The sequence below is a fragment of the Streptomyces sp. MUM 203J genome, assembly GCF_022414595.1.
In the GTDB taxonomy this organism is placed as follows: domain Bacteria; phylum Actinomycetota; class Actinomycetes; order Streptomycetales; family Streptomycetaceae; genus Streptomyces.
Window position 1 is genome coordinate 1 of record NZ_JADWYO010000019.1, and the last position, 24,547, is coordinate 24,547.

Annotated in this window: 21 protein-coding genes and 1 pseudogene; 12 read left to right on the forward strand and 10 right to left on the reverse strand. The window is 69.8% G+C overall.

Annotation, left to right across the window (positions count from 1 at the left end):
• Positions 1-917, forward strand: a 917-nt coding sequence (locus I3F58_RS12560; RefSeq protein WP_240108431.1) for a VWA domain-containing protein, incomplete at its 5' end; no start/stop codon positions are given.
• Here the strand turns inward: I3F58_RS12560 and I3F58_RS12565 are convergent.
• Complete coding sequence (locus I3F58_RS12565) at positions 884-2,062, reverse strand: cell wall metabolism sensor histidine kinase WalK (protein WP_240108432.1); 1,179 nt, start codon at positions 2,060-2,062, stop codon at positions 884-886. The two genes, I3F58_RS12560 and I3F58_RS12565, sit on opposite strands and share 34 nt — an antisense overlap.
• Positions 2,059-2,715, reverse strand: a complete 657-nt coding sequence (locus I3F58_RS12570; protein WP_240108433.1) for a response regulator transcription factor — start codon at positions 2,713-2,715, stop codon at positions 2,059-2,061. The genes I3F58_RS12565 and I3F58_RS12570 overlap by 4 nt, the downstream gene beginning before the upstream one ends.
• 105 nt (positions 2,716-2,820) lie before the next feature.
• On the opposite strand from I3F58_RS12570, the gene metG reads away from it, so the two are divergent.
• The gene (gene metG / locus I3F58_RS12575) at positions 2,821-4,428 is read left to right on the forward strand and encodes a methionine--tRNA ligase (protein ID WP_240108434.1); all 1,608 of its coding nucleotides are present in this window, start codon (positions 2,821-2,823) and stop codon (positions 4,426-4,428) included.
• A 102-nt stretch (positions 4,429-4,530) separates the two neighbouring features.
• Here the strand turns inward: metG and I3F58_RS12580 are convergent, their stop codons facing one another.
• Together I3F58_RS12580 and aspS are read right to left on the reverse strand one after the other, a co-directional pair.
• The gene (locus I3F58_RS12580) at positions 4,531-5,313 is read right to left on the reverse strand and encodes a L,D-transpeptidase family protein (protein WP_240108435.1); all 783 of its coding nucleotides are present in this window, start codon (positions 5,311-5,313) and stop codon (positions 4,531-4,533) included.
• Positions 5,314-5,658: 345 nt separating this feature from the next.
• Positions 5,659-7,425: an aspartate--tRNA ligase gene (aspS, locus tag I3F58_RS12585; protein ID WP_240108436.1), complete on the reverse strand. Its 1,767-nt coding sequence runs from the start codon at positions 7,423-7,425 to the stop codon at positions 5,659-5,661.
• 179 nt (positions 7,426-7,604) lie between these two features.
• Here aspS and I3F58_RS12590 point away from each other — a divergent pair, with 179 nt between their 5' ends.
• The gene (locus I3F58_RS12590; protein ID WP_240108437.1) at positions 7,605-9,797 is read left to right on the forward strand and encodes a SpoIIE family protein phosphatase; all 2,193 of its coding nucleotides are present in this window, start codon (positions 7,605-7,607) and stop codon (positions 9,795-9,797) included.
• Here the strand turns inward: I3F58_RS12590 and I3F58_RS12595 are convergent.
• Positions 9,737-10,819, reverse strand: coding sequence for an AI-2E family transporter (locus I3F58_RS12595; protein ID WP_240108438.1), 1,083 nt, complete (start codon positions 10,817-10,819; stop codon positions 9,737-9,739). The genes I3F58_RS12590 and I3F58_RS12595 overlap by 61 nt on opposite strands.
• 78 nt (positions 10,820-10,897) lie before the next feature.
• Positions 10,898-11,647: pseudogene (locus I3F58_RS12600) on the reverse strand (pirin family protein); the annotation flags it as partial.
• Positions 11,648-11,691: 44 nt separating this feature from the next.
• Here I3F58_RS12600 and I3F58_RS12605 point away from each other — a divergent pair.
• From I3F58_RS12605 to I3F58_RS12635, 7 genes are all read left to right on the forward strand, one after another.
• A complete protein-coding gene (locus tag I3F58_RS12605; protein ID WP_240108439.1) occupies positions 11,692-13,461 on the forward strand; it encodes a recombinase family protein in 1,770 nt (589 codons plus the stop codon).
• Positions 13,462-13,882: 421 nt separating this feature from the next.
• Positions 13,883-14,089: a hypothetical protein gene (locus I3F58_RS12610; protein WP_240108440.1), complete on the forward strand. Its 207-nt coding sequence runs from the start codon at positions 13,883-13,885 to the stop codon at positions 14,087-14,089.
• 82 nt (positions 14,090-14,171) lie between these two features.
• Positions 14,172-15,383, forward strand: a complete 1,212-nt coding sequence (locus I3F58_RS12615; protein ID WP_275678461.1) for an IS256 family transposase — start codon at positions 14,172-14,174, stop codon at positions 15,381-15,383.
• Between the two features lie 249 nt (positions 15,384-15,632).
• A complete protein-coding gene (locus I3F58_RS12620; protein WP_240108442.1) occupies positions 15,633-15,998 on the forward strand; it encodes an asparagine synthase-related protein in 366 nt (121 codons plus the stop codon).
• Between the two features lie 28 nt (positions 15,999-16,026).
• Complete coding sequence (locus tag I3F58_RS12625; protein ID WP_240108443.1) at positions 16,027-16,464, forward strand: NUDIX domain-containing protein; 438 nt, start codon at positions 16,027-16,029, stop codon at positions 16,462-16,464.
• 75 nt (positions 16,465-16,539) lie between these two features.
• Positions 16,540-17,859 (forward strand): UDP-glucose/GDP-mannose dehydrogenase family protein, encoded by a 1,320-nt coding sequence (locus tag I3F58_RS12630; protein ID WP_240108444.1) that lies wholly within the window; start codon positions 16,540-16,542, stop codon positions 17,857-17,859.
• A gap of 160 nt (positions 17,860-18,019) precedes the next feature.
• Positions 18,020-18,412: a hypothetical protein gene (locus tag I3F58_RS12635; RefSeq protein WP_240108445.1), complete on the forward strand. Its 393-nt coding sequence runs from the start codon at positions 18,020-18,022 to the stop codon at positions 18,410-18,412.
• 63 nt (positions 18,413-18,475) lie between these two features.
• Here the strand turns inward: I3F58_RS12635 and I3F58_RS12640 are convergent, their stop codons facing one another.
• Positions 18,476-18,799, reverse strand: a complete 324-nt coding sequence (locus I3F58_RS12640; RefSeq protein WP_240108446.1) for a hypothetical protein — start codon at positions 18,797-18,799, stop codon at positions 18,476-18,478.
• Positions 18,800-19,708: 909 nt separating this feature from the next.
• Between I3F58_RS12640 and I3F58_RS12645 the strand changes: the two genes are divergently transcribed.
• Positions 19,709-20,776 (forward strand): hypothetical protein, encoded by a 1,068-nt coding sequence (locus I3F58_RS12645; RefSeq protein WP_240108447.1) that lies wholly within the window; start codon positions 19,709-19,711, stop codon positions 20,774-20,776.
• Positions 20,777-21,001: 225 nt separating this feature from the next.
• Here I3F58_RS12645 and I3F58_RS12650 read toward each other — a convergent pair whose 3' ends face one another.
• Entirely contained in the window at positions 21,002-21,955 is a 954-nt protein-coding gene (locus I3F58_RS12650; protein ID WP_240108448.1) for a pirin family protein, read from the reverse strand.
• A 205-nt stretch (positions 21,956-22,160) separates the two neighbouring features.
• Here I3F58_RS12650 and I3F58_RS29375 point away from each other — a divergent pair, with 205 nt between their 5' ends.
• The gene (locus I3F58_RS29375; protein WP_275678455.1) at positions 22,161-22,283 is read left to right on the forward strand and encodes a hypothetical protein; all 123 of its coding nucleotides are present in this window, start codon (positions 22,161-22,163) and stop codon (positions 22,281-22,283) included.
• Between the two features lie 341 nt (positions 22,284-22,624).
• Here I3F58_RS29375 and I3F58_RS12655 read toward each other — a convergent pair whose 3' ends face one another.
• Both I3F58_RS12655 and I3F58_RS12660 read right to left on the reverse strand, forming a co-directional pair.
• On the reverse strand, positions 22,625-23,077 hold the full coding sequence (locus tag I3F58_RS12655; protein WP_240108449.1) for an SseB family protein: 453 nt from the start codon (positions 23,075-23,077) through the stop codon (positions 22,625-22,627).
• An 83-nt stretch (positions 23,078-23,160) separates the two neighbouring features.
• Entirely contained in the window at positions 23,161-24,387 is a 1,227-nt protein-coding gene (locus tag I3F58_RS12660; protein WP_240108450.1) for a serine hydrolase, read from the reverse strand.
• Positions 24,388-24,547: the final 160 nt, after the last annotated feature.

Here is a 24,547-nt window from a genome sequence, read left to right on the forward strand (position 1 = left end):
GCCCGGAGCCGGGCACCGCCGAGGCCGACGCGCCGGCGGGCAGCCGCACGGAGACGCCCGCCGCAGCCGGGACCGGCACCCGGACCGCACCCGCCGCGCAGGAGACCGAGACACCCGCCGAAGCCCCGGCGGCCCCCGCCCCGCAGGCAGCCGCTGACGGCGCCCAGGCGGAGCCCGCCCCGCCGGAGGCCGACGCCCCCGGGCCCGCGGCCACCCGGGCCACCGCCGCGGACGACGCCGCCGCCAAGCCCGCCCTCCCCCTCGCCCGTCTCAAGGCGCGGGTCCCCGAAGGCGCTCGGGACAACGTCACCGAGGCGTACAAGGCGGCGGGCGCCGCGCTGCGGAAGCGCGGGCTCACCGGGGCGCGGGCCGACGTGTATCTGGTGCTGGACCGGTCCGGGTCCATGCGGCCGTACTACAAGGACGGCAGCGCTCAGCACCTGGCCGAGCAGGCGCTCGGGCTCGCCGCCCACCTGGACGGGACGGCGACCGTGCGCGTCGTGTTCTTCTCGACCGACGTCGACGGCACCGGCGAGCTCACCCCCGAGGACGTCGAGGGGCGGATCGACGAGCTGCACGACTCCCTCGGCCGGATGGGGCGGACCTTCTACGACCGGGCCATCGCGGAGGTGCTGGCTCAGCACCAGAAGACCGGTCCCGAGCGTCCCGCCCTCGTGCTCTTCCAGACCGACGGCGCTCCCGAGGCCAGGACGGCCGCCACCCGCGCCCTCGCGGACGCCGCCGACCGGCCCGTCTTCTGGCAGTTCGTCGCCTTCGGGGAGGAGGACAACAAGGCGTTCGACTACCTGCGCAGGCTCCGCGCCGACAACGCCGGTTTCTTCCACGCCGGCCCCGCCCCGCGCGACATCCCGCACACCCGCTTCTACCGCGAGATCCTCGCGTCCTGGAACGCCTGAGGCACGCACGCGGGGGTCAGGTCCACCGTCACGACCAGGCCCCCGCCCGCCCCTCCCGGCACCGCCCGCGCCGTCCCGCCGTGCGCCTCCGCCACCGAGCGGACGATCGACAGGCCCAGGCCCGCGCCCTCACCCGTGCGGTCCCGGTCCCTCCCCCGGCGGAACGGCTCCCACAGCGCGGGGATCTCCGCCGCCGACACCCTCGGGCCCGTGTTCGCGACGGTCAGCACCGCGCCCTCCACCCGCACCACGACCGTCCCGTCCGGCACGTTGTACGTCACCGCGTTGACCAGCAGGTTGCGGGCCAGCTGGGCCAGCAGCGCCCGGTTGCCCCGTACGGTCGCGGCACCGTCCGCGCCGCCCGCCTCCACCCCGTACCGGGCACACTCCTCCCGCACGAGCTCCCCCAGCTCCACGTCCTCCCGCTCGTCCAGCCCCCGCTCTCCCCGCGCAAGCACCAGCAGGCCGTCGATCAGCCGCTCACTGCGCCGGTTGCCGTCCAGCAGCACCCGCTTCAGCGCCGCCAGCTGCTCGCCCCGCAGCGGCTCCTCCTCGTCCAGCCCGACCTGGATCGCCGTCCGCTGCGTCGCCAGCGGCGTCCGCAGTTCGTGCGACGCGTTCGCGATGAACCGCCGCTGGCTGTCGAACGCCTTCTCCAGACGGGACAGCAGCCCGTCGATGGTGTCGCCCAGCTCCTTCAGTTCGTCGTCCGGCCCCTGGACGGCGATCCGCTCCCGCAGGTTCCGCTCCGACAGCCGCCGCGCCCTCTCCGTCATCACATGCACCGGGCGCAGCACCCGCCCCGCCGTCCACCAGCCGACGAGGACCGCGCACACCGCCATGACCAGCAGCGCGAACAGCGACCACACCAGCATCTGCCGCGAGGCGATCCGGCTCACCTGGTCCACCAGCTCGGCGCCGCCCGGGTCCGGGGACTCCACCATCCGGAACTCCCACGAGCCGCCGCCCGCCGCGGACCGCAGCCGGACCGTCTCCGCCTCGCCCCGCGTCCCCGCCCCCGCCAGCAGGTTCACCACTGCGAGCAGCACCGCGCCCAGGACCAGGAAGGCCCCGCCGTACACGAGGGCGATCCGTGTCCGGATCGTGGAACCGTTCCCGATGCCGATGCCCGCGGCGGTGCTCACAGCGCGTACCCCACTCCCTGTACCGTCCTGATCAGCGGCGGCTCTCCCAACTTCGACCGCAGCTTGCTCATACACACCCGTACCGCCCCCGTGAACGGGTCCGCGTGCGCGTCCCACGCCCGGTCCAGCAGCGTCTCCGCCGACACCAGCGCCCCGTCCGCCTCCAGCAGGATCTGGAGCACCGCGAACTCCTTCGGGGACAGCCCCAGGTCCCGTCCCTCCCGCTCGGCGGTCCTGCGCACCGTGTCCAGCCGCAGCCCTCCCCGCCCCAGCACCGGCGGTGCGGCAGGCAGCGCGCCCCGCCGCCGCAGCGCCCGCACCCGCGACACCAGCTCGGGGAACTCGAACGGCTTGCCCAGGTAGTCGTCCGCGCCCAGGTCCAGCCCGGCCACCCGGTCGTCCAGCCCGGACGCCGCCGTCAGCATCAGGATCCGCGTCCGCGACCCCTCGGCCACCAGCCGCCGCGCGACGTCGTCGCCGTGCACCTCCGGCAGGTCCCGGTCCAGCACCAGCACCTCGTACGCGTACAGCCCCAGCAGCTCCAGGGCCGCGCCGCCGGTGTGGGCGACGTCCACGGCGAACCCGGCCCGCCGCAGCCCGGTGGCCACGAACGCGGCCAGTGTCTTCTCGTCCTCGACGACCAGTACACGCATGCGGCCTGTCTACCGCACCGGATGTTTCCCGGACCTTTCCGTGCCCCTTCTCGCCCCGCGAAACGCGGATGAGCGGGCCTCCGGCCGCCGGATAGGATTTCGCCCATGGCGGCCACTGGATCCGAGAAGCAGGGGACGAAGGCGTTCTACGCCACGACCCCCATTTACTACGTCAACGACGCTCCTCACCTGGGCCACGCCTATACGACCGTCGCAGGCGACGTGCTCACGCGCTGGCACCGTCAGCGCGGCGAGAAGGTGTGGTACCTCACCGGCACGGACGAGCACGGTCAGAAGATCATGCGCACGGCCGAGGCGAACGACGTCTCGCCCCAGGCCTGGTGCGACAAGCTCGTCGAGGAGGCCTGGAAGCCCCTCTGGGAGCACCTGGACATCGCGAACGACGACTTCATCCGCACCACCCAGAAGCGGCACACGGACCGCGTCCAGGAGTTCGTGCAGGACCTGTACGACAAGGGCGAGATCTACAAGGGCGGCTACGAGGGCCCGTACTGCGTGGGCTGTGAGGAGTACAAGCTCCCCGGGGACCTCGTCGAGGACGAGGACGGCACGAAACTGTGCCCCGTCCACAAGAAGCCGGTGGAGATCCTCAAGGAGGAGAACTACTTCTTCAAGCTGTCCGAGTACGGCCCGAAGCTGCTGGAGTTCTACCAGGCGAACCCGGGCTTCATCCAGCCCGAGTCGGCCCGCAACGAGGTCGTGAACTTCGTGAAGCAGGGCCTGGAGGACCTCTCCATCTCCCGCTCGACGTTCGACTGGGGCATCCCGATCCCGTGGGACGAGAAGCACGTCATCTACGTGTGGGTGGACGCGCTCCTGAACTACGCGACGGCCGTCGGCTACGGCGCCGACCAGGAGAAGTTCGACTCGACCTTCCCGGCGAACGTCCACCTCATCGGCAAGGACATCCTGCGCTTCCACGCGGTGATCTGGCCCGCGATGCTGATGGCGCAGGGCCTGCCCGTGCCCGGCAGGGTCGCGGCGAACGGCTGGCTGATGGTCGGCGGCGAGAAGATGTCCAAGTCCAACCTGACCGGCATCAAGCCGCAGGACCTGACCTCGCACTTCGGCGTGGACGCCTACCGCTGGTACTTCCTGCGGGCGATCGCCTTCGGCCAGGACGGCTCCTTCTCCTGGGAGGACTTCACCGCCCGCTACACCTCCGAGCTGGCCAACGACTACGGCAACCTCGCCTCGCGCGTGGCCGCGATGGTCGGCAAGTACTTCGGCGGCGCCCTGCCGGAGGCGACGGCCGCGGGTGAGGCCGAACAGGCGGTCCGGGACGGGCTGGCCAGGGCGGTCGCGGAGGCCGACCGGCGGATCGGCGAGGAGCTGGACTTCCAGGGCGGAATCCTGGCGGTCTTCGACTTCGTGAAGCAGGTCAACGGCTACATCACGGAGCAGGAGCCGTGGAAGGTCGCGAAGGACACCTCTGAGGAGGGACAGGCCCGGCTGGCCACCATCCTCTACACCGCCGCCGAGTCCCTGCGCGCCGTCGCCGTCCTGCTGAACCCGGTCATGCCCGAGACCTCCGGGAAGCTCTGGGACTCCCTGGGCGCCGAGGCCTCGCTGGGCGCCCTCGCGGACCAGCGCGTCCAGGACGCCGCCGACTGGGGCCGGCTCCCGGCCGGGTCCACGGTCACCAAGGGCGCGGTGCTGTTCCCCCGGCTGGAGGAGCCCAAGAAGGACTGACGGCACGGGTCCCCTACGGCTCCGGGAACCGCCGCTCCCGCGACGGGAGCGGCGGTTCCCGCATGCGGGCCCCTCACCGCGACGGGTCTTGTACGCCGCCCCTCACCGCGCCAGGCTCCGTGCGTCGCCCATCACCACCACCGGGTTCGCCTCCGGGTCCAGCCAGCGCAGGAGTTCGCGCATGCGTGGCCGCCGGAGCGAGACGCAGCCCTGGGTGGGGCCCTCGTGGTCGACGTGGATCCAGATGCCGCCGCCGCGCTCCGGGCCCAGGGGGCGGGTCCAGTCGAGCGGGGAGGTGCCGGGCTCGCGGTTGTAGTTGACGGCGACGACATAGTCGAAGGAGCCCTCCAGCGGCTCGCCCAGGCTGCCGGTGCCGGTGACGTGGAAGGCGGGGCCCCGGTCGTACGGGAGCCTCGTGCCCGGGTCCGGGAGCAGACCGCCCGCGTCCGTCAGGCCGTACACGCCGACGGGCGAGCGCAGGTCGTCCCGCATGTGGTGGTGGGTCCAGCCCCTGGTGCCGTTGTGCGAGGGCCACGGGCCGTGGACCCGCCGCCAGCCGTGCGCGGGGTGGCGGGCGTACAGGGTGGTCGTGGAGGTGTGGGAGTCCTCGTCACCGCCGCGGACGACGACCGCCTGGTGGGCGTCCCCGGGGACGGCGGCGCGGGTCTCGGGGCCGAGGCCGGGGATCTCGGCGGGGGCGGGCCCGGCCGACGGGGACGGCGGTGCCGCCGGGCGGTTGTCGGGGGCACCGGCGGCGGACGGGGCCGCGTCCCGGACGGGGGGTGCCTCGCCTACGGGGGCAGGGGCCGCGCAGGCCGTGAGCGGCAGGACCAGTGCCAGGGCGGCGACCAGCAGGGGGCGGCGGGGTGCGGGGTTGTGCGTCACGCCCTGTCAACGGGCGGGCGGCCGTCCGGGGTTGCGGGTGGCGGTTCTTTCCCCGCCGCGCCCGACGGCCGCTGCCCGGCGCCGCGCCCCTTCCCGGCCGCGCCGGTCCGCGGCTCCGCCGCCGTGGAGGGCGTTCCGCCTCCGCCCCCTCGTGCCTGGGAGGTGCCGCTTGCCCGAAGAGCCCGGGGACGCTCGTCCTCAGGCTCCGCACGTACGGGAAACGCGCCTGACGGCGCTCCTCCCTCGGGCTCCGGGGGGCTGGTCTCAGCCCGCCCGGGGCCTTCGGGGCGAGCGCCGTCAGGCGCGGCAGCGGGGTCCGGGGGCGCGGCCCCGGGAGAGCGGGGCCTACTTGTCGGCCACCGGCTTCCGCAGCGTGATGTTCAGCTCCCGCAGCCGCGTCTCCTCCAGCTCCGTCGGCGCGCCCATCATCAGGTCCTGGGCGTTGCCGTTCAGGGGGAAGGCGATGGTCTCGCGGATGTTGGGCTCGTCGGCCAGGAGCATGACGATGCGGTCGACGCCCGGGGCGATGCCGCCGTGCGGCGGGGCGCCGAAGCGGAACGCGCGGAGCATTCCGGCGAACTCGCGCTCGGTGGTCTCGGGGTCGTAGCCCGCGATCTCGAAGGCCTTCAGCATGATCTCGGGCTCGTGGTTCCGGATCGCGCCGGAGGACAGCTCGACGCCGTTGCAGACGATGTCGTACTGCCAGGCCAGGATGTCCAGCGGGTCCTTCTCCTCCAGGTCCTGCATGCCGCCCTGGGGCATGGAGAACGGGTTGTGGGAGAAGTCGATCCGCCCGGTCTCCTCGTCCTTCTCGTACATCGGGAAGTCGACGATCCAGCAGAAGCGGAAGACGTCCTCCTCGAAGTGGCCGGACCGGCGCGCGGCCTCCACCCGCACCGCGCCCATGATCTTCGAGACCTCGTCGAAGTCGCCCGCGCCGAAGAAGACGGCGTGGCCGGGCTGCAGGCCCAGGCGGTCGACCAGGGTCTTGACGTTCTCCTCGGTGAGGAACTTGGCGATCGGGCCGGTGAAGGCCATGTCCTCGCCCACGCGGATCCAGGCGAGGCCCTTCGCGCCGTGCTCGACGGCGTAGTCACCGAGCGAGTCGAAGAACTTGCGGGGCTGGCCGGAGACGTCCGGCACCGGGAGGGCCCGCACGTGCTTGCCGGCGAACGCCTTGAACCCGGAGTCCGCGAACACGTCCGTGATGTCGACGAGTTCCAGCTGGGCGCGCAGGTCGGGCTTGTCGGAGCCGTACTTCAGCATCGCCTCGCGGAAGGGGATCCGCGGGAACGGCGAGGTGACGTGCCGGCCGCCGCCGAACTCCTCGAACAGCTCGGTCATGAGCTTCTCGATCGGCTGGAAGACGTCCTCCTGCTCGGCGAAGCTCATCTCGACGTCGAGCTGGTAGAACTCGCCGGGTGAGCGGTCGGCGCGGGCGTCCTCGTCGCGGAAGCAGGGCGCGATCTGGAAGTAGCGGTCGAAGCCGGAGACCATCAGCAGCTGCTTGAACTGCTGCGGCGCCTGGGGGAGGGCGTAGAACTTGCCCGGGTTCAGGCGGGACGGGACGACGAAGTCGCGCGCGCCCTCGGGGGAGGTCGCGGTGAGGATCGGGGTCGCCATCTCGTTGAAGCCGAGGGCGGTCATCTTGTGCCGGATCGCGGAGATCACGGCGGTGCGCAGCATGATGTTGCGGTGCATGCGCTCACGGCGCAGGTCGAGGAAGCGGTACTCCAGGCGCCGCTCCTCGTTGACGCCGTCGTCCGTGTTGATGGTGAACGGCAGCGGGCCGGCCTGGCTGAGCACCTCGACCTCGGAGACCTCGACCTCGATCTCGCCGGTGGGCAGGTCCGGGTTGATGTTCTCGGCGCCGCGGGACACGACCCGGCCGTCGATCCGCAGGACCGACTCCTTGGTCTGCTTGTCCAGCGCCTCGTACGCAGCGGTGCCGGGGCGGGCGACGAGCTGCGTGACGCCGTGGTGGTCGCGCAGATCGATGAAGAGGATGCCGCCCAGGTCGCGACGGTTGTGCAGCCAGCCGCTCAGCCGGACGTCGGTGCCGACGTCAGAGGCGCGGAGCTGGCCGCAGGTGTGGGACCTGTACCGATGCATCGTCGTTCATCCAGTCTTCGGAAAGGGGGTGGGCATGGCTCGACCCGTCAAGGTTACCGTCCGCTCCAAGCCGACGGTCCTGGGTGACGAACCCGCAGTTCAGCCGGGCGGGGAGTGAGCCGCAGGTCACATCCTCCGCACAGTGGCGGTTCGTCGCCCCATCTTCTTAAAGTGGGGCAATGCACACCGAGGACGTCCTGGCCGCGATCCTGACCGGCCTGTGGCGCTGGGACGACGCCACACGGACCGTCTCGCTGGACGCGGAGGCCGCCCGGCTGCTGGGGCTGCCCGCCCGGCCGGCGGAGCTGACCGAGGGCGCGGCGCGGGCCCGTTTCCATCCGGTGGACTGGAACGAGATCGACGGCATCGTGAGCCTGGCCGTCGCGGAGGGCACCCTGGCCGAGGCCCGGCTGCGGGTGATGGACGGGCACGGGCGCGTGATCCGGACGGTACGCACCCGGGCCAAGCCGATCGTGGACGGCACCCCGCCCGCCCGCGACGACGGCCGCCGAGGCAGCGGTTTCCGGCTGGTCGGCACGTTCCAGGAGGTGCCCGAGCAGCGCCCGGGGACGGCCGCGCGGACGCCCGTGACGGGCGACTGGCGGCGCTCCCGCGAGGCGTTCCTGCTGGACGCGGGGCGGGCGCTGGCGGAGGCCCGGTCGACGGAGGAGGTGCTGCGGGTCGCGGCCTCGCTGTCGATGCCGGGCTTCTCGCCGGACGGTCTCGCCGTCTTCGGCGTCGCGGGCGACCGGCTGACGATCATCGGGCACCACGGGCACAGCCTGGGCGACGAGGGCCCGTTCGCGGACATGCCGCTGGACACCGACTACCCCGCGGCCGAGGTGGTCAGATCGGGCCGGGCGATCTATCTGCCGACCCCGGACGACTACCGGGACCGCTATCCGACGGCCTGGCCGCTGGCGAAGCGGTTCGGCCGGGAGTCCTGGGCGTTTCTGCCGCTGATCGTGGCGGGACGCACGATGGGCGCGTGGATGGCGGCGTTCACCCACCGGGTGGCGTTCACCCCGGACGAGCGGTCGGTGCTGACCACGGTGGCCAGGATGCTGGCGCAGGCGCTGGCCAGGGCGGGGGTCGCGGAGTCGGAGCGGGAGCTGTCGCTGGGGCTCCAGCGGTCGATGATGCCGGTGCTGGGGCCCGCGGTGCCGGGCATGGAGGTGGCCGCGCGGTATGTGCCGACGGGCGGCGGGCTCCAGGTGGGCGGCGACTGGTACGACATGATCCAGCTCCCCGGGGGCCGGGTGGCCTTCGTCATCGGGGACGTACAGGGGCATGACGTGCGGGCCGCCGGACTGATGGGGCAGCTGCGGATCGCGCTGCGGGCGTACGCGTCGGAGGGGCACCGGCCGGACGCGGTGCTGTCGCGGGCGTCGCGGTTCCTGTACGGGATGACGGAGGGCACCGGGCCCTGGGACGGGAGCCCGGACGGCGGGGGGCCGGGCGGGGACACCTCCGCGGACGGGCGGTTCGCGACCTGCCTGTATCTGGAGGTGGACCCGGCGAAGGGCACGGTCGACATCGCGCGGGCCGGGCACCCGGACCCGGCGATCCGCATGGCCGACGGCACGGTGCTGCTCAGGCCCACCGACGGCGGGCTGCCGCTGGGCATCGTCCCGGACACCGACTACCCGACGACCCGGTTCGTGCTGGAGCCCGGCGAGACCCTGATGATCTGCACGGACGGCCTGCTGGAGACCGGCGGGCACGACATGGAGACGGGCTGGCTGCGGGTCCGCAAGCTGCTGGAGGAGTACGACCCGGGCGCGGAGTCGCTGGACGTGCTGGCCGACGCGCTGGTGCAGGCGGTGCACGGGCCGGGCTCACACCACACGACGGGCCCGTTCGCGGACCGCCGGGAGGACGACATAGCGGTGCTGCTGCTGTCCCGGACCGGTGAGCCCGCCACGCGGCGCACGGCCCCGCGCCGTACGGTCCTGAGCGTCGCCCAGGCGGAGCCCGAGCGGATCGCGGCGGCCCGGCACCAGCTGCGGGAGCTGCTGCACGACTGGGCGGACGAGGACCAGGTCGACGCGGCGGTCCTGATGGTGTCCGAGATGGTCACGAACGTACTGGTGCACACCGACGGGGACGCCCTGCTGGTGGCGGAGGCGGCGGGGGAGCACGGGGCACGGCTGCTGCGCGTGGAGGTCGCGGACGGCAGTGACGAGCTGCCGCACCGGCGGCGCCCCGGCGAGATGGCGTCCTCGGGGCGCGGCCTGGTGCTGATGGAGATGCTGGCGCACGCGTGGGGCGTGGACCCGCGCGGCGAGGGCAAGTCGATCTGGTTCGAGCTCTACGAGTCGGGCGCGGAACCACCGGACGCGGAGACCTGCCTGGCGCCGCCCGAGCCGTAGTGGGCGCGCAGCTCGCCCAGGATCCCGAACGCCGCCGCGGTCAGCGGCACGGCCAGCAGCATGCCGAGGATCCCGGCGACGGACGCCCCGGCGGTGATGGCCAGCATGACGGCGGCGGGGTGCATCTGCACCGTACGGCTCTGGATCAGCGGCTGCAGGACGTGCCCCTCCACGACCTGCACCAGCAGGACGATGCCGAGCGCCCACAGCGCGATGGCGAAGCCCCGGTCGGCCAGGGTGACGAGGACGGCGACGGCGCCGGACAGGAAGGCCCCGAGGTACGGGATGTAGGCGCCGACGAAGACCAGCGCGCCCAGCCCGACCGCGCCCGGCACCCGCAGGATCAGCAGCCCGACGCCGATCAGGGTGGCGTCGATCAGGGCGATCAGGGTGGTGCCCCGCATGAAACCCTCGACGGCCCGGAAGGCGCGCCGGGCCATGGCCTCGGTCATGTCACCGGTGGAGGGGGGCGCGAAGGCCCGCAGGGCGGCGAGGGCCCGCCCGGAGTCGCGCAGGAAGAAGAACACCAGGAACAGCGCCAGAACCGCCATGGCGATGGCCTGCGCGACCACGCTCACCCCGCTGATCACCCCGGCGGCGGCCGTCCCGCCGAACCGCCCGAGCAGTGACCGCGCGTTGCCGGCGACATCGTCCAGGGAGGTCCCGGCCGCCCCCAGGTACTCCGCGAGGTCGCGCCCGGCCCGCCGCAGGGAGGCGACGATCTGGTCGCCGGTGTCGATGAGCGCGGCCACGATGACGTACGTGGCTCCGCCGACGACGGCGACCACGGCGGCGCAGGTCAGCCCCGCGGCGAGCGACCGCCGCACCCGCAGCCGGAGGAGCCGCCGGTAGAAGGGCCCGAGCAGGGCGGTGCCGAGCAGCGCGAGCAGCAGCGGGGTGACCGCCGTCTTGAAGGTGACGCACAGCCAGACGGCCACGGCCACCACACCCGTGACGAGCAGCACGACCACGCACCAGGCGGCGAGCCGCCGGACGGGCTCGGGCAGCGAGGAGAGGGGCACGCCTCCACCGCACCACGGCGAGCCGCGCCCCGCGCGCGGGGCGCCACCGTGAGGGTGACGCCCCATCAGGTCCCCGTGCTACGTCAGGGGCGTCCCGTCCATCCCGTGCACGGCGGGGATGGTTCCCAGTCTTCCGGCCTGGAAGTCCTCGAAGGCCTGGACGAGTTCCTCACGGGTGTTCATGACGAACGGCCCGTAGTGGGCCATGGGCTCCCGGATGGGCTGCCCGCCGAGGAGGACGACCTCCAGCTCGGGGGCGTTGCCGTCCTGGATGGCGGCGGCCTTCAGGGTGAGCGCGCCCCCGTCCCCGAACACGGCCGCCTGCCCCATGTGCACGGGCCGCTGCTCGGCACCCACGGAGCCGCGCCCGGCCAGCACGTAGGCGAGCCCGTTGAAGTCGGCGCGCCAGGGCAGGGTGACCTCGGCTCCTGGCTGGAGGGTGGCGTGGACCATGGTGATGGGCGTGTGGGTGATGCCCGGGCCCGCGTGGCCGTCCAGCTCCCCGGCGATGACCCGGATCAGCGCGCCGCCGTCGGCGGAGGTCAGCAGCTTCACGGACCCGCCGCGGATGTCCTGGTAGCGCGGGTCCTTCATCTTGTCCGCGGCCGGCAGGTTCACCCAGAGCTGGAGCCCGTGGAACAGCCCGCCCGAGGTGACCAGCGACTCCGGGGGCGCCTCGATGTGCAGCAGCCCGGACCCGGCGGTCATCCACTGGGTGTCGCCGTTGGTGATGGTGCCGCCGCCGTTGGAGTCCTGGTGGACGAAGGTCCCGTCGATCAGGTAGGTGACGGTCTCGAAGCCTCGGTGCGGGTGCCAGGGGGTCCCTTTGAGTTACATCAGTTGGGGGACTAAACAAACGCTAGAGTCCTCCCATGAAGAGACCAGGGGTGGTGACCGGCATGGACATCCATGCGGGGGTCTATGGGCGTCAGTCCGTGGGGCGAGCCAACAAGTCCGAGGTCAGCACGGTCACGCAGCGCGCGGCGGGCGTCGCCGAGGCGGAGCGGCGCGGGGCCGTCAGCATCACCGAGTACGAGGACCTCGGCATATCCGCGTTCACGGGCGACGAACGTCCGGACTTCGACCGGCTGCTCAAGGACTGCCACGAGGGCCGGGTCAACCTGATCATCGTCTACTACATCAGCCGCCTGTCCCGGATGGATCCGCTGGACGCCATCCCCATCGTCACCGAGCTGCTCAACCTCGGCGTGACGATCGTCAGCCTCACCGAGGGCGAGTTCCGCAAGGGCAATCTGATGGACCTGATCCATCTGATCCTGCGGCTCGACGCGGCCCACAGCGAGAGCAAGAACAAGAGCGACGCCGTCCACGCGGCGAAGAAGGCTGCGGCAGCACTCGGCGGGTACACCGGCGGGAAGCCCCCGTACGGGTTCCGCATGGTCCCGGTGACACGGATGACGCCCGAGGGCAGGCCGGTCGTGATCCAGGTCCTGGAGCACGAGCCCGACGAGGTGCAGGTCATCCAGGACGTCTGGGCGCGGATCAAGAAGCACAAGGACGAGGCGTACTTCCCCGGAGGTCGCCGTCGGCACCCCGGGTCACTCACCGGCATCAGCGCCCAACTGACTACCGAAGGCGTACCCACCAAGGGCCAGAAGACCGGCAAGAAGACCAAGGACAGCGTCTGGGACCCGAAGACGCTCATGCGCATCCTGCGTGATCCGCGTATCGCCGGTTACGCGGCGACGCCGATCTACAAGCGCCGCGAAGACGGCACGCTCACCAGCCAGATCGAGAGCTACCGCGTCCAACGAGACCCCGAGACGATGGAACCGGTCAGGGCGTATCCGCCGGTCATCACGCCGGACGACTGGCATGAGCTGCAGAAGTGGCTCGACGGCCGGGGGCAGGGCAAGGGACTGTCGCGCGGGCAGGCCCTCCTGACCGCCATGGACATCCTGTTCTGCGACTGCGGTGCGGTGATGACGTCCCACCGAGCAGCCGTCGCCATGAAAGCCGCGTACCGCTGCCGCCGCCGGAAGGTGCTGCCGGGACAGCACGAGGGCGATTGCACCGTCAGCATGAAGGCCCTGGACCTGTACGTGGCCAAGCGGATCTTCGCGCTCATCCAGACCGCCGAGGACGACCCCGAGACGGCAGTCATCCTTGCCGAGGCCGCCCGGCGGTACACCGCACAGACAGAACAACCGGAGATCTCGGGTGAACGCCGCAGCCTCCTCACCGAACGCGCCGATGCCAAGCAGGCCCTGGAGGAGCTGTACGACCGGGAGGAGGCCGGCGACTACGACGACCCCGTCGGGCGGCGCCGGTTCCGAGAGCGCAAGGAGCGGCTCCTCGGCCGCATGGAAGGAGCAGAGGCCCGCCTCGCCGAGTTGGAGGAGGCGTCGACACCGACGCTCCCCATCCACCTGTGGCTGCCCATGGGTGCGGGAGACGTCGACCCCGTGGGCGAGGGCTCGTGGTGGGCCGCAGCGACGATCCAGGAGCGGCGAGACTTCGTAAAGCTGTTCGTCGCCCGGATCACGGTCACCAAGGCGACCGGCGCCGGGAAGTCCACGCCGGTCGAGCGACGCGCGACGGTCGAGTTCGTACAGCCTGAACAGAGCGCCGACGAAGCGGAGGATCCGGACCGACCGGAACCACTGCCGGTAGCAGTCTGATCCGCTGCTCAGGCGGTGCGGGGGCGGAAACATACACCGACATCCCGGTTAGCCTAACCGGCGATTCTCCGGATCCTTGGAGGTCCCTTCGGGGCGCAGGGGCAGCCCAGTCGCTGCCCCTGTGCCGCCGCACCTCCAAGTAACCAGGAGCCGCTCCTTGCACAGCCCCGACCTCGGAACCGGCCGGGCCGCATCTCCGATGGCCCACACATGCGCTGGTCAGCACCAGCGCCGCACCACCCCCGCGCACGGCGCTCGTCGCCAGCACCGCGTCCTTCCGCGCACATGTTCCATCTCCGGACCAGCCGAAACGGTCAAGGGAGACATCGACTTCGGCCGCGTAGTCGGCAGCAAACTGCTCTCCCAGCCGGTCTGGCGCCTCCTCACTCCCTCGAAGCGAGTGGCCCAGAACGTCTCACGTGTGCTCGACGCGCCGCTTCGGAGCGCGCTCGTGCACGAAACGGAGCAGTTCGAGGTCGTTTCGCAGGAGCCCCGCATCCGTATCACCGTCGAGGAGCCGGAGAGCATGACAATGCAGATGAAGGATGGCGTCCCGCGGAGTGGTGTAACGGATCTTGGCTGGGAAGTGCGCCGTTTCCGTGCCCTGGCGTGCATCGGCTGCCGGTGAACACTCCCTGAGAACAGGGCAGGCCACCGTGCAACTGTCCTTGGTGAACTGCCAGTTCGTTCCAAGGAGGTGCCCGGTGGCCTTGTCCCAGCATGACCTACTTCGCCTGCTTGAGTCACTACGTTCGGCAGATGGTCTTGAACTCGTCCGCGAGGTCGCCGAGCGGCTGCTGCAGGAACTGATCGAGGCCGAGGCCACAGCCCGGATCGGTGCGGAGTGGGGCGAGAGAACCGACACACGCACCACCTGGCGCAACGGGCACCGGGAGAAGACCGTGACCACGCAGGCCGGCGACCTGGAGCTCGCGATCCCGAAACTTCGGGCCGGAAGCTTCTTCCCAAGCCTGCTCGAGCGCCGACGCCGGATCGACCAGGCCCTTTACGCGGTCGTCATGGAGGCGTACGTCCACGGCGTCTCCACCCGCTCAGTCGACGACCTGGTCAAAGCCCTCGGCTCGGACACCGGCATATCCAAGAGCGAGGTCTCCCGGATCTGCGCGGACCTCGACGAACAGCTCGACGCCTTCCGCACCCGGCTGCTGGATCACACCCGCTTCCCCTACGTCTATCTCGACGCCACCTACGTCAAGGCCCGCGTGAACCACCAGATCGTCTCCCAGGCCGTCGTCATCGCCACCGGCGTCACCGAGGACGGCGGTCGCGAGGTCCTGGGCGTCATGGTCGGTGACAGCGAAACCGAAGCGTTCTGGACCGCGTTCCTGCGCTCGTTACGGGAACGCGGTCTGACTGGTGTCCGGCTCGTCATCTCCGACAGCCACAGCGGCCTGGTCAAAGCCATCCGCAAGGTCATGCTCGGTGCTGCCTGGCAGCGCTGTCGTGTCCACTTCGTCCGCAACGTCTTCTCGGTGATCCCGAAGGGAGCCGCGGAAATGGTCGCCGCAACGATCCGCACGCTCTTCGCCCAGCCCACCGCCGAAGCGGTCCGGGCCCACCTGGACACCGTCGCGGACATGCTCGGCGAGCAGTTTCCCAAGGTCAAAGAGATGCTGCGGGAGGCGAAGGAGGACCTGACCGCGTTCGCGGACTTCCCCCACCAGCACTGGAAGAAGATCCAGTCGACGAACCCGCTCGAGCGGCTGAACCGGGAGATCAAGCGCCGTTCCGACGTCGTCCAGGTCTTCCCGAACACCGGCGCCGTCGACCGGCTCGCCACCGCCGTCCTCGTCGAGCTCCACGACGAGTGGATCGCCTTCCCCCGCCGCTACCTCTCCATCGAGAGCATGGACAGCCTCTATCCGGACAACACCACCTGTCTGCCCGGCACCGCTGTGTGATCCGCTACACCACTACAAGGGACACGACCCAGATGAAGTTGTGGGACTCCCGCGGCCTCGTACACCACTGCGACGGTCGTGTCTTCCTGTCCCCCGCATCCAGGGTGGGGCACTCCTGCGGGTGTCCTCCGGCCATGGCCGAGCGCAAGGAGCGGGCGAGGCTCGGTCAAGGGCCACACCGATTACGACGCTCCTGTTCCGCCTTGCTGACAGCCCTTGCGCCGACTTGTTCCGTTTCAGGTCCTCCTCGTGGCGCTTCGCCGAGGCGGTGGAAGAGGTTCATGCCCAGCTGACCCCGCCGAGTACAAGATCACGGATCCGGCCCAGGGCGAGCGGATCCTGCGGGACGCGGCCAAGGCCCTCGGCCTTCCCCACGAGATCTGGGCCAGCCGGGACAAGCTCGGCTTCGCCTCCCCCATCCCCACCTGGCTCAACGGCCAGCTCGCCGCATGGGCCAACGCCCAGATCACCACCGCCCTCGCCGACGCCCCCAACGCCTTCCGCCCCCTCCTCGAAGGCGGCCTGAAACCCGGCGGCCGGTTCGACCGCACCCGCATGCAGGCCCTCATGGCAGCCGCCTGGTTCTCGAACGAAGCGAGCAGGGCCACCGCATGATCCCCAACCGCCCCACTAGCGTGTCGGAATGCACTCCGACACCACCCCGGCCGAGGAGCCGCCCACCGCCCGCGGCGCCGTCGCGATCATCACCAACCGCCGCGGCGAACTCCTCCTCCACCTCCGCGACGACCTGCCCCACATCGCCTGGCCCGCCCACTGGAGCCTGCTGGGCGGAGGCTGCGACCCCGGGGAGGCGCCCGCCGAGGCGATCGTCCGCGAACTCGACGAAGAAGCAAGCCTCTCCGCCGCCCCCCTGACAGAGCTGTTCGCCATCCGCGACGAGCACGGCTCGGGCCAGGTCATCACCTTCTTCGCCAACACCTGGGACGGCGACGAGACCGCCCTGCCCCTCACCGAGGGGGTCAAGCTCCAGTTCTTCGCCCCCGAGCACCTCGACATCCTCACGATCCCGCCGTTCATCCGGGACGGGATCAACCGCTACCTGGCCGCCAGGCCCTCCTGAGCACCCCGCCGCAGCGAGGCGGGGGAACAGGTGGGGCCGCTGTGGGCGGCCCCACCCGAAGGGACAAGACCCGCCATGAAGATGACCGTCATCGGCTGCGGTTACCTCGGCGCCACCCACGCCGCTTGCATGGCCGAGCTCGGCCACGAGGTCCTGGGCATGAACTCCGACATCGACAAGGTCCACACCCTCAACACCGGCCAGGCCCCCTTCTTCGAACGCGACCTGGACGACCTCCTCGCCAAGCACACCGCCACCGGCCGCCTGCGCTTCACCGCCTCGTACGCCGAAGCCGCCGAGTTCGCCGAACTCCATTTCATCGGCGTCGGCACCCCGCAGCAGCCCGGCACGCACGCCTACGACCTGAGCCACCTCTTCGACGCGGCCCACCGGCTTGCCCCGCACCTGAACCGCCCGGCCGTCGTCGCGGTCAAGTCCACCGTCCCCGTCGGGACCGCCCCCCGGGTCGCCAAGACCTTCCACGAGCACGCACCCGCAGGCGACGCGATCGAGGTCGCCTGGAACCCCGAGTTCCTCCGCGAGTCGTTCGCCATCGAGGACACACTGCGGCCGGACCGCCTCGTCCTGGGCTTCAACACCGCCAACACCTGGGCAGAGGCCCTGCTGCGGCAGGCGTTCGCGCAGCTCATCGACGCGGGTACGCCCACGATCGTCACCGACTGGGCCACCGCCGAACTCGCCAAGGGCGCCGCGAACTCCTTCCTCGCCACCAAGATCTCCTTCATCAACGCGATGGCCGAGGTCTGCGAGAAGTCCGGCGCCAACGTCGCCGAGCTCGCCGACATCCTCGGGCACGACACCCGCATCGGCCGCCGCGGAATGCGCCCCGGCCTCGGGTACGGCGGCGGCTGCCTGCCCAAGGACATCCGCGGCTTCATCACCCGCGCCGACGAACTTGACGCCGGGCAGGCCGTCGGCATCCTCCGCGAAGCCGACACCGTCAACACCCGCCGCCGCCAGCGCGTCATCGACCTCGCCCGTGAGGAACTCGGCTCGGACCTGCGCGGCAAGCGCATCGCCGTCTGGGGCGCCGCCTTCAAGCCCGAGACCGACGACATCCGCGACTCCCCCGCCCTCGCCGTCGCCCAGGCCCTCCACGACCTCGGCGCGACCGTCACCGTCACCGACCCCAAGGCCCTCGACAACGCCCGCAAGCTCCACCCCGAACTCGACTACACCGACGACGCCATCGCCGCCGCCGAAGACGCCGACCTCCTCCTCCACCTCACCGAGTGGCCCCAGTACACCCACATCACCCCCCACCGCCTCGCCCCCCGCGCCACCACCCCCAAGCTCATCGACGCCCGAGGCACCCTCAACACCAACGAATGGCACCAGGCCGACTGGCTCACCCGCACCCTCGGCCGCGCCTGAAACGATGCTGCCCCGGGCAGGGCCAACCCGGATACCGAGGTGGCCCGCCCTCCGGCCTCTCGGGCCTATCGCTGAACAGCCGATGTGCGGGCAGAGAGAGCTCAACTGGGTCGTCAAGGGCGCTTGACCAACACGGTAATACCGATTTAACATCTCACGTATGGAGCTCGCTTCTGAAAACAGGATCTACCGAGTTCAGGCGACCCTAACGGGTCGAGGTTGGCGACTGGACATCCCGGAATCGGGAGAGGTGTGGGTGCGTCGATTGACACAGGCAATGAGCACTGCGCGAGACTTCATCGCCGAGAGGACAGAATCCGACCCTAGCTCTGTAAATGTGCAGCTGGACATTGATCTAGGAACACCACTACAGGGCGACAAAAAGAACGTCGTTGAGGCAGCCCTGGAGGCGCGGCGAGCTCAGGAAAAGTCTTCACAGGCGCACAAGAAGCTGGTTAGGGATCTAAAGAAGTCGGGCATCTCAGGGGCAGAGATTGCCTTGATCCTTGGCATTTCACGACAGCGCATTTCGCAAATTATGGCGGAGCGCTAGCTGGAGGGCGTAAACGAAGGAGCGCCGGGCAGGCAAGAAAGGAACGCCTGCCCGGCGCATCTGTCACTTCATCTCGACTCGCACGCTGGCCATCTCCCAGGTGCAGTCAGGCGCATACCTGCGCGTGGTCCCGCCACTCTGTGTCCCCCAAGTTCCGTACCTGTCTTGCTCGAAGCTGCATATAGAGAGCACGCGCCAGGTTCCCGAGCCGGTGCATTCGGCCCAGCCGCCGGTGTTTCCTACGCTGGTCTTGCACGACAGGGCCTGCTCGCCGGCGCTCGCATTCGGGACGGAAAGCCCGAGCAGCGCAGTGGCACCGACCACTGCGGCGGCGATCCTTCTCTTGTTCATTTCTTCCTCCCCAGAAATAGCCGCAAAATGCGGCATGTACGCAGCATGCATCGACTCCTCCCCACGATCAACCTAAATAACGGCGATGACTTAAAACAAGCCTTTGAGCACTGATCGCAGCCGACAGGGATCGAGGGCTCACCCTCACAGATCAAGACACTCATGTGACTGATTTACACATGGACACGGCAGGGGCAAAACAGACTTAAGGCGACGTAATGACGCGCAGGCAATCCCCGGACCTCACGAAGCGATAATCCGGACATGCTTGAGCATCGCGTTCCGAGTCCTGCATGCTTTCAGTCAACATTCGATCTGCGGTAGATCTTGAGTAGGCGAATGGTGCAGGATCCGTACGTGCCACGCCCTGTGGCCGTCTCTGGGGAGGATGAATGAACAGGCGAAGGATCGCCGCCGCAGTGGTCGGTGCCACTGTTCTGCTAGGGCTTTCCGTCCCGAATGCGAGCGCCGGCGAGCAGGCCCTGTCGTGTACGACCAGCATGGGGGACACCGGCGGCTGGGCCGAATGCACCGGCTCGGGAACCTGGCGGGTTAGGTCCATCTGCAGCTGGGCCGACTACGACCGGTATACCCAGTGGATTACCACCACCAAGAAGACCCGTGTCTACGCTTCGGACTGCACCTTCAAGATTGTCGATGTCGTTGTCCAGGTGAAGTAGAAGCCTCAGTTGAGATGGACATCGCATCTCATCAAGTGCAGGGCTGGGGCAGAGTGAAGACCACTCTGCCCCAGCTTTGTGACCATCGAGTCGCCGCCCATAATCACCCACCCAATTGATGCATGCACAAGGAGATCAACAACACGTGCCAACCGCTTCCCTGGCTCGTTCAGAGAGCACATCCCACGGAGCGGCAAGTGCTCCCACGGCACCATTTCCGAGCTCCCTAGCACACGCTATACCTGCGCTTACGATCTTCATATCGATGAAAATCGTCGGCCTTGCAGCTCTCGGCATTTGGTGTCAGCTGTCCGGAAAGGATGCTCAAGCACTCCTCTCCGAGCGCTGGGATTCACTATGGTACGCCCGGGTGGCCGAGCATGGCTATGACTATGTATTGCAGGCCCCAGATGGCCGCCTGCTCTCCAATATGGCCTTCTTTCCCCTGCTTCCGTGGCTTGAGAAAGGCTTCGCATGGGCCACGCCGCTCAACTACGCCAATGCGGGACTGGCAATCAGCGCTGTGGCATCGATCGCGGCCGCATGGGGAATTTTCAAAGTCGCCTCCCTCTACAGCACGCGCGTCGCCACTATCTCCGTAAGCCTGTGGGGCGCGTTGCCTGTGGGTATCGTCCAGTCCATGGCGTACAGCGAATCCCTGTTCGTCGCGCTTGCGGCCTGGGCAATCTACTGCATCGTCTCCGAGCGGTGGATCACTGCCAGTCTACTCGCCGCCCTAGCCGGCCTCACACGTCCAGTCGGACTGGCCGTGGCATTAGCACTGATCGTCACAGCAGTCATCTCATTCACGCGCTCCTCGCCGCGAGCTCCTCAACGGCTCATATTCCGGCGCATCTTCGCTTGCCTGCTCGCACCTGCGGGAGCCTCCTCTTACATCCTATGGGTCGGCACCCAGAGGAATGAATTACTGGCCTACCTAGAAATTCAGAAGGAGTGGGGAAACGGGTTCGACTTCGGCTGGGCATTTTCGCGTTTCGCGGCAAGAAATCTCAGCGGATCCGTTGTTATATCAATAATCGTGCTCGCCCTCATTTTGGCTCTGGCAGCCTGGCCACATGTAGTCGGGATGAGACAGCTTCCTATTCCCGCGATCTGGGTCTACTCAGCCATCATCACCCTGCTGGCTGTAGGCGCTTCTGGCTATTTCGGATCCAAGCCACGGCTCCTGATGCCAGCCTTCCCTCTCCTCTTCCCAGTCGCCATCACGCTTGCCAGGAGACGTCCGGGTGTTGTTTGGGGATCAATCCTCTTGCTCTCGGTGGCCTCTGCTGCCTACGGCGCCTCCTGGCTCAATGGGTCAGGGCCTCCGTGATGACAGCCAGCAGACCGCCCGCAATCCGCAGGACACCCGGTCGAGACCGTCGCACCCCATCACCGGCCATCGGTAAAAGCCCAGGTCAGCGACCTGCAGCACCCATCGCCGCAGGTCACCCACACGGCCCATTACGAGGAGACCAAGAAAGCTTCCCGGGGCCAACCGCTACGGCGGTTGGCCCCGGGAAGCAGGAGCAGGCGGCTCTCTCGACCAATGGGACTCCTAGAACTCCCCTGTAGGAACCTCCCCCAGCCGCCCCGCCTGGAAGTCCTCAAACGCCTGGACCAGTTCGGCATGGCTGTTCATCACGAACGGCCCGTAGTGCGCCATCGGCTCCCGGATCGGCAGGCCCCCGAGCAGGACCACCTCGAAGTTGGCGCTGCGGGAGTCCTGGCCATCGGCCGCGCGGATGGTCAGCGAATCGCCGTCGCCGAAGACAACCGACTGCCCCATCCCGAAGGGCCTCCGCTCCGCGCCTGCGAAGCCCCGGCCCGCGAGGCCGTACGCCAGGGCGTTGAAGTCGGGCCGCCAGGGCAGCGTGACCTCGGCACCCGGGTTCACCGAGGCGTGGATCATCGTGATCGGGGTGTGTGTGATGCCGGGGCCTTCGTGTCCGTCCAGCTCGCCCGCGATGACCCGCACCAGTGCGCCGCCGTCGCCGGAGGTCAGCAGCTTGACGCTGCCACCGCGAATGTCCTGGTAGCGGGGGTCGGTCATCTTGTCCTTGCCCGGCAGGTTCACCCAGAGCTGCAAGCCATGGAAGAGGCCGCCGGACATGACGAGCTCCTCGGGAGGGGTCTCGATGTGCAGGAGGCCCGAGCCCGCCGTCATCCACTGCGTGTCCCCGTTGGTGATGGTGCCGCCACCGCCATGGGAGTCCCGGTGCACGAAGGTCCCGTCGATGATGTACGTGACGGTCTCGAAGCCCCGGTGCGGATGCCAAGGGGTCCCTTTCGGCTCGCCGGCTTCATAGTCGACCTCGCCCATCTGGTCCATCATGATGAACGGGTCCAGGTAGCGGTAGTCGATCCCGGCGAAGGCCCGGCGCACGGGAAAGCCCTCCCCTTCGAACCCGCTGGGCGCGATGGTCACCGCGCGCACCTTCCGGGCCGGTACGCCGAGGGGCGCGGAGACGCGCGGCAGGGTGAGCGGGTTCTCGACGGTGACGGCAGGCATGGAGACCTCCAGGGCTGGTGTGTCCTGAGCCCAGATTAGTTGAAACCTGAACTTCCTGTCATGGGGAACGTATGTGCTGCGTTCAGCATTCCGGGGGAGACAGGGCCGCCGGTCACTACCCGCGTCACCACCCTCCGGGTACGGGCAGGGCAGAGGCATACGAGCGCTCGGGTGAGAGCTACGCCCAGAAGGTCGGCACGGTGTCGTGCTGCTCGACGGCGAGGGGCTGAGCAGGCTCGTGCACAGGGATCCGGAGGTGCCGGGCCTGGTCCGCACGGCTCAGGCCAGGGACGGCCCGGTGGCGATCAGCAGTCCGACGCCCACCTAGGCGTGCCACGCACGGGGGGAGGCGGCGCGCTTCCGCCACGTCGCATCCCGTCCGGAGGCTCTCCCCGTGACCGACACGATCACAGGGGACGCCATCGGTCTGCTCAGAGACGCCGGCCTGCGCGGCCACAAGTGCGCGGTCGTCGCGGCCACAGCCCTGAACCGTCCGAAGCCGCGCGTCATCGTCACATCCGACATCGACGACATGAGCAGGCGCTGCGGCACCATGGTGCGTACCGTGCGCGTGCAGGCCCCCCGGCAGAGCGGCGGGTCCCCGCCCGAGAACCCCGAGGCGCGCCGCCCGCCCACGGGCACCGGGCCCGGACACGGGCCCCGGCGTCCCTACCCGTACATCCTCCGCATCGCGAAGTCGACCATCTCCTCGACCGCCTTCGCGTCGAAGACGATCCGGTGGTCGCCCTCCATGTCCAGGACGAAGCCGTAGCCCGTGGGCAGCAGGTCCAGCACCTCCGCGCCGGTGATCACGAAGTACTTGGACTCCTTGCCGGCGTACCGCCGCAGCTGCTTGAGCGTGGAGAACATCGGGATGACCGGCTGCTGGGTGTTGTGCAGCGCCAGGAACCCGGGGTTGTCACCACGCGGGCAGTAGATCTTGGACGTCGCGAAGATCTGCTGGAAGTCCTCGGACGACAGCGACCCGGTCGTGAACGCGCGCACCGCGTCCGCGAGCGACGGCGGCGACGGCTCCGGGTACAGCGGGGGCTGCTGCCCGTATCCCTGCTGCGGCGGGGCGTACTGCTGCTGGGCACCCGGGGTCTGCTCGTAGCCGTACATGTACGCAAGCGTACTGAGTGGCCCCGGCCCGTCGTGACCACGTCCGGCTGACGCGGGCTGACGGGCCGGGCCCTCGGCCCGCGTCAGCCGAACAACGGGTGTCCCGGTGTCACGACCGCCGCCACGCGGGACGCGACCGTCTGGGCGGTGTTCGTGTCCGGCGACGACGGGCCGATCGTCGTGGCCACCGCGATCGCCACGTCCTTCTCCGGCAGGTACGCCATCACCTCCCCGTACCCGGAGAACAGCGGGTTCTGGAACACCCAGCCCTCCCGGACCACCACGCCGAGCCCGTAGTGGGACGCCTCGGTCTGGGCGCGGCACACCGTGGCGGGACAGGTGGCGGTCGGGCCGCCGATGCCCACCGTCCCTGGGTTCAGCAGGGTCGCGTACGCCTCCCGGGAGATCAGCTCACCGGACCCGAGACCCCGCGCCGCCCGCGCCATGTCGCAGACGTCAGAGGTCAGCACGGCCCCGGCGCGGATCGTCCAGGACGGGTTCCAGTAGGTGGACTCCTCGTGGATGTCCCGCTCGTTGGTGAAGGCGTGCAGCACCGGCGGCGGCATCTCCGGGGTGAAGCTGTTGCGGGTCTCGCGCAGGCCCAGGGGGCGCGAGACCCGGTGCCAGAGCAGCTTGTCCAGCCGGGTGCCGGTGATCTTCTCCAGAGCGGCGCCGAGCAGCTGGAAGTTGGCGTGCGAATAGCTCCAGTTGGTGCCGGGCTCGTACCAGAGCGGCTGCCCGGTCGAGATCCCGACGACCTCCCTGGTCGTCCACTGGCGGAACGGATCCTCGTACAGGGCCGCCAGGAAGCCGGGGTCGGTCACGTAGTCGTACAGCCCCGACGTGGAGCTGGCGAGCATCCGCAGCGTGATCCTGTCGCCGTGCGGAAGGTGCGGGAGCCAGCGGGACACGGGCGCGTCCAGGCCGACGCGGCCCTCGTCCACGAGCTGGAGCAGCACGGTGCTGAGGAAGGGGATGGCGACGCCACCCGCGCGGAAGTGCCGGTCGGGGGTGGCGGGGACGCCGGCCAGCGCCTCTCCGTCGGCGGTGGTGACGATCTCCCGGCCGTGCACGGTCACCTTCACCAGGGCGGACTTCAGGCCCAGCTCCTCGCGGGTCGCCCGCACGATCTCGGCGATCTCGCGGGCCTTCCCGTGCGGCCTCGGGGTGGCCACGCAGGCGGGACCGGGGTGGGTGGCCCGCGGCGCCGCCGGTGACGTGACGGAGGGTGCGGACAGGGCGGGAGTACCGGGCAGGGTGAGCGCCAGCAGCACCGCGGCGCTCAGCCAGGCCCTTCGGATACGCGTCATGACAGGCACTCTGCGGGCCCGCGCGCACCGGCGCACCGTACCGCCGCCGGATGGCCGAACCTTCCGCCCCTGAACGGCGGTCGTCCTCCGCCCCGTCCCCCCACGGCTGTGTGGATCTGCGGCTCCGCCGCGCGAAGGGGTGCGGACCCGGGCCCCGCTC